Source organism: Streptomyces sp. NRRL B-24572, assembly GCF_002156145.1.
Lineage (GTDB): Bacteria > Actinomycetota > Actinomycetes > Streptomycetales > Streptomycetaceae > Streptomyces > Streptomyces vietnamensis.
Genome location: NZ_MWIG01000898.1, coordinates 1 through 5,396 on the forward strand (window position 1 = coordinate 1; position 5,396 = coordinate 5,396).

At 74.4% G+C, this 5,396-nt stretch carries 3 protein-coding genes; 2 read left to right on the forward strand and 1 reads right to left on the reverse strand.

Features of this window, described 5'->3' with window-relative positions:
• A partial coding sequence (locus tag CCN56_RS37940; protein WP_143664770.1) for a caspase family protein occupies positions 1 to 271 on the reverse strand: 271 nt, incomplete at its 3' end.
• A gap of 160 nt (positions 272 to 431) precedes the next feature.
• On the opposite strand from CCN56_RS37940, the gene CCN56_RS37945 reads away from it, so the two are divergent.
• Positions 432 to 1,325 (forward strand): DNA/RNA non-specific endonuclease, encoded by an 894-nt coding sequence (locus CCN56_RS37945; protein WP_086832223.1) that lies wholly within the window; start codon positions 432 to 434, stop codon positions 1,323 to 1,325.
• A 222-nt stretch (positions 1,326 to 1,547) separates the two neighbouring features.
• Positions 1,548 to 5,396: tetratricopeptide repeat protein (locus tag CCN56_RS37950; RefSeq protein ID WP_086832224.1), on the forward strand; the 3,849-nt coding region annotated here is incomplete at its 3' end.

The following is a 5,396-nucleotide window of genomic DNA, read 5'->3' on the forward strand; positions in this document are numbered from 1 at the left end:
CGTGCTCCACGAGGCCGCCGCCCGGCTCGGCCCCGGAGACATCCTGCTCCTCAGCTACTCGGGCCACGGCGGCCTCGTGGAGCACGGAGGTGACGTTGGCGGCCGTGCCGTCCTCGGTGAGCAGGGTGGTGGCCTCGAATCCGGCGGTCCTGGCCAGCCGCGCCATGTCGTGGGCGTCGTTCTCGCAGGCGTTCAGGGTGCCGTCCCAGCCCTCGTATCGGGCGGGGTCGACCCGGTTCAGTCCGATGTGCAGGGAGAGTCCGGTGGCCATGGGGTGCCTCCTCGTGCGGAGCGGAGGGATGCCGGGGGCGGGTATGTCCGGTCAGGAAGGCCGAGGGCGGGTGTGCCCGGGCAGGGACGCCGGGGCGTCTGTTCGAGTGACCTGCGGTCCGGCGCCGAGCGCGACCTCCTCGGCGCGGTACTTACATCGTATGAACCCATCCGATGCGCCGCCCCCTCCCGGCAGGCCGCCCGTCGCCGGGCGCCGTGCCGCCCTCGCCGGTCGCACCGGCTACGACGAGGCCTTCCTCGGCCCCGTCGTCCCGCTGGCGCTGCCGGTCCGGGACACCGTCGAGACGGTGATCCTGCCGTACACCCACTTCACCGTGGTCTTCCGGCCCGACCGGCGGCTCGCGGCCTCGACCGCGGTCTGCATCGAGGGAGGACAGCTCCTGGAGGACGTGCCCCGGGAGGACGTCTGGGAGTTCGATCCCCGGCTGCCGGAGGAGCAGCAGGCCGGCGACGACATCTACCGCAACAACAGCCTCGACCGGGGCCATCTGGTCCGCCGCCTCGATCCCGTCTGGGGTGCGCCGGCCGTCGCGGAGCTGGCCAATGCGGACACCTTCCACTTCACCAACGCGGCTCCCCAGGCGGACGTCTTCAACCAGGGCAAGGAGCTCTGGCAGGGCCTGGAGAACTACCTGCTCGACCACGCCGCCGAGTACGACCGGAAGCTGACGGTCCTCACCGGCCCGGTGCTCCAGGACTCCGACCCGCCGTACCGGGGGCTGCAGGTGCCGATGCGGTTCTGGAAGGTGGCCGCGTTCATCCAGGACGGGGCGCTCGCCGCCGCCGCGTACGTCCTCGACCAGAGCCCCGACCTGAGCCGGGACGCGGACCGGGCCCTGGCGGGGGCGAAGGCCGGCGCGCCGCCGCCGCTGGGCCCGTTCCGCACGTACCAGGTGCCCGTCTCGGACGTCGCGGAGATCACCGAGCTGGAGTTCGGCCCGCTGCCGGACGTGGACGTGATGCCGGTGTTCCGCGCCCCGGAGGAGCGCTGGCGGCGCCTGGAGTCGTACGCGGACATCGTGCTGCACCCGTGAGACGCCCGGGGCAGCGATTGCGACCGCCCCGGCCCGGTGGAACGATGAAAGGGATCAGCCGGTCCGTCTGGCCTCGACCGGCCACGTCCGGTCACGACCGATCCCGTCCGGCCATGACCGGTCTCGTCAGGTCACCACTGATCTCGTCAGGTCACGACTGATCTCGTCAGGTCCGGCGCCGGAGCGACCGGCGCTGCGCGAAGAGCGCCGGGCAGGTGCGGTATGCCGCTCACCGAGACCGAATGGGGGCTCGTCGCCAGCTGGGTGCGGGACCACCTCCTCGACACCCCCGAGCCACGGGGACGGCTGCTGCGCGCGGGCCTGCCTGCCGACTTCGTCGAGGACCTGCCGCTCACCCCGGACCCCGAGCGGAACGCCCTGCTCGTCGTCGCCGCCGCCCGCCGGGACATCGCCCACCAGCGGCGGCTGCTCTCCGTGCTCGCGGGTCTCGACGCGCTGGCCGCGATCGACGACCCGCACGCCTTCGAGCAGGGCGCCGAGGCCCGGAACCTGCTGACCCGGCTGCGGGAGGACGAGCGGCTGCGTCGGTCCCCCGAGGACCCGTTCGACAGCACGCTCCTGAAGCACGGCACGGAGGTGTTCCTGGACCGGAGCGAGCTGCGCGAGAAGCTCCGGGGCTTCCTGGCCGACCCGGAGCAGACGGTGTTCGTCGTCGACGGCCCCCCGGACAGCGGCCGCTCCTACACCTACGAGCTGATCCGCCACCTCGGCCAGCACTGCGGCTTCCGTCCGGTCCGGGTCACCCTCTCCCGCACGTCCACGGCGGCGCGCCTGATGGAGCGGCTCTCGGCCTTCGTGGCGGGTCCCGAGGCCGACCGGATCCCGTTGAATCCCACACGCTTGAACGATCCACTGCCCTCTTTCGAGGACGCGGCGCACCGGATCGTCACCCGCGCCACCGCCGCCGAGGAACGCTTCTGGCTGGTCCTCGACGACTGCGACCGGCTCGACCCGCACTCGGACGTGTGGGACTGCATCGGCGTCCTCGCCCGGGCCATCTACGAGCACACCCCGGTACGGGCGGACGCCGTGCCCCGGCTGGTGCTGCTCGGCTACGCGACGACGATGCGCCAACTCCCGTACGAGATCCGCAAGAACGAGTGCCGCGACACGACGCGCCTCGCCGACGAGAGCGATCTCCGGGCCTTCTTCCGGGAGTTCTTCACCGACAACGGTCCCGTCGGGCAGGAGGCGACCGTCCGCGAGCTCACGGAGACGGCCGTGGCCGAGGTGCTGCGGGCCGTCGACTCCCCTTCGAACGGCGACAGTCACATGCGTCGGCTGTGCACGGCCGTGGAGGACGTCGTACGGCTCCACCGGGCGCTCCCGCCGACGTCACCGCCGCCGGGCGAGGCCGGTCACGTCCTGCGCGACGCCCTGCGCACCAGCCTCGCCGCCCCCGCCGCCGCGCTGCCCGATCTGCGCAGGTCCTATCGCGAGGCCGCCTGCCTGCTCCAGGAGTTCGACCCCGCGCGGCTGCGGCTCCCCGGCGAGGAGCAGGCCACCGGGCGGGCCGTCCTGGAGCTCGTCGACGACTGCACGGCCCTGCCGGAGCCCGGGGCCACCGTGTGGACGCTGAAACCCGAGATCCGCGAAGCGGCCCTGGCGGGCCTGGAAGGCCCCGAAGCCGCGCTGCGCGCCCTCCGGACCAACATCGGCCTCCGCCCCGATGGCCCGGGCCCGGAACGCACGGCGCTCGCCCTGCTCACGGGCGCGGGGCTGCCGGCGGCTGCGGGTCTCGCCACGGCGGGCGCGGGCCGACCTGCAGCAGGCACCGGCCTGCCTCCGACGGGCCTCGGCCCGCCCCCACCGGACACCGGCCTGCCCCTACCGGACCCGGGCCCGGTAGGGATCGCCCAGCTCCTCCCGGCCGGCGCGGGGGTGCCGGGCGCGGGGACCGGCTCTTCCCCGGTCCCCCGCGACGAGGTCGAGGTGCTCTCCGACGCGCTGCAGGCCACGCTCTGGCTGAGCCGGGTCCCGGGCGTGACCGGACTGCCCGCCGTCGACGACGTGCAGCACCGTCTTGAGCGGGCCCGGCTGCTGCAGCCCATGCGGCGGCTCGTCCGGGGGACCTTCCACGGCCGCACCGCCGAACTCGACGCCCTGCACGCCTATGTCGCACTGCCCGAGGAGCCGGCGGAGCCGCCCGTCCTGCTGCACGGCGTCGGCGGCATCGGCAAGAGCACCCTGCTCGCCAAGTTCCTCGTCGACGCGCTCGCCGCCGCCGGTCCCGCCGGATTCCCCTTCGCCTACATCGACTTCGCGCGCCCGACGCTCTCCGTCCACGAACCCGCCACGGTGATCGCGGAGATGGCCCGGCAGCTCGGCGTCCACCATCCCGCGCACCGAGCCGCCTTCGAGGAGCTCGCGGACGAGTGCGAGCGGACGGCGGCGCTCCAGCGCACCGAACGCAACGAGCTGGACGAACTGGACGAGCTGGCCGGCACCCGGGCGACGCTCGGCCGCGACTACTCGTCCGACTTCCACGCCCGGGCCAGCGCCCGCGAGCAGGAGCTCGCCCACCGGGCCGCGTCCCTGGTCGCCGAGGCCGTCCGGCCGGCACCGGGCGACCCGCCACCGCCGCTGGTCGTGGTCGTCGACTCCTTCGAGGAGGCCCAGTACCGGGGCTCGCCCGTCCTCGCCCGGATGTGGGCCGTCTGGACGGCCCTGCGGGCCGCCTACTCGCGGCTTCGGTTCGTCGTCTCCGGGCGCGCGCCGATCGACCATCCGGCCCGGGTCCTGACCCCGCGCACGATGGAGCTCGCCGAGCTGGACCACGAGGCCTCCGTGGACCTGCTGATGTCCTCCGGGGTGGACGACGAGCCGCTCGCCGAGGACCTCGCGGACCGGATCGGCGGCCATCCGCTGAGCCTCAAGCTCGCCGCCCGCACGGCGGTCGCCCTGGGCGCCGACTCCCCCTCGCTCGGCGAGCTGCTGCGCGGACTGCCCTCCCGGCGCCGGTACTTCGACCGGCAGGTCGACCAGATGCTGATCCAGGGCACGCTGTACGACCGACTGCTCAAACACATCGCGGAGGACGACGTCCGGGCCCTCGTGCAGGCGGGCCTGGCCCTCCGCTTCATCACCCCCGACCTGATCCGGGAGGTCCTGGCCGGGCCGGCGGGACTGGTCGTCGAGAGCGCGGGCGAGGCCCGCAGGCTCTACGGGCTGCTCACCTCCCGGGTCGACATGATGGAGTCGGCGGGCCCCGGGGCCATCCGGCACCGGACCGATCTGCGGGCCATCATGCTGCGCCTCTCGGACAGCGCGCGGACCGATCTGATGCGGGCCGTGGACCGGAGGGCCGTCGCGTACTACGCGGTCCGCGAGGGGCTGCGGGAGCGCGCCGAGGAGATCTACCACCGGCTCCGGCTCGGCGAGAACCCCCGTACGGTGGAGGCCCGTTGGGCGCCGGGCGTCGCACCCTACCTGGGCGGTTCGACGCACCGGGAGATGGCGCCCCGCTCGGCCGCGTTCCTCCTGGGCAGGATCGGCGGCCACGTGCCCGACCAGATCATGACCGAGGCCGACCAGGAGGACTGGGAGCGGATCGCCGCGCGCGAGGTCGAGGACCTGCTCACCCAGGGGTACGTGGAGGCCGCCGCTCAGCGGCTCGAGGAGCGGCGGCCGTGGACGCCGTGCAGCAGGCTGCACGCGCTGCTCGCCGAGACCCTCGCCCGCTCCGGGCGGACGGCGGAGGCACGCGAGGGCGCCGAGCGGGCCGTGGACCGGGCGGAGGAGGCGGGCTGCGCGGAGACCCAGCTCGAACTGCTCCAGCTGTCGGCGCGGCTCGCCCAGGACACGGGCGACTTCGCGGAGGCGGACCGGGACCTCCAGGAGGCGGAGGAGATCGCCGCGGGCCTCGGGCTGCGCTTCGAGTCACTGGGGGTCCTCGTCGCCCGGTCGCGGCTCGCGGCGCTCGCGGACGGCGACTCCGCCCCGGCGGAGGAGCGGCTCGCCCGGACGCTGCGCGGGATGCCGGACGCGGACCTGGCCCGGCAGCCCTCGCTCGCGCGTACGGCGGCGGCCACGGCCTGCCGGGCGGACCCG